We start from the raw sequence: 308 nt of genomic DNA, 5'->3' as shown, positions 1-308 counted from the left end.
GCATAAGGGGCTTGAATGTTGTTGTAACTGCGGAACTGCTGGTATGCCGAAAGCACCTGCTTGATGATGGTATTTGCTGAGGTGTTTATTTCATTCTGATTTTCGACTGACTTGTTCTTGGCAGATAACCAACGAGTAAATGCAGTATCTGCTTCCTTAAATGATGATTTTTGCTGTGAAAAAGACAATGAATAGGCATCAAATAAACCGCTATTCGTCAGTTGGCCATTTGATGCCCAAGCAGGATTAACCCCCACCCAGCCAAGACCTTGCTGACGGTTTATTCCGATACCTTTATCTCTTAACTG

General features: G+C 42.5%; 1 protein-coding gene. It reads right to left on the bottom strand.

Annotation, left to right across the window (positions count from 1 at the left end; translation table 11 throughout):
• Nucleotides 1-308, bottom strand: a 308-nt coding sequence (locus AB4585_RS28020; RefSeq protein WP_372172030.1) for a hypothetical protein, incomplete at both ends; no start/stop codon positions are given.

Source organism: Vibrio sp. 10N.222.49.C9, assembly GCF_041474985.1.
Lineage (GTDB): Bacteria > Pseudomonadota > Gammaproteobacteria > Enterobacterales > Vibrionaceae > Vibrio > Vibrio crassostreae_C.
Note: the sequence above shows the minus strand (reverse complement) of the source record. Positions and strands in the feature narration are given on the sequence as shown.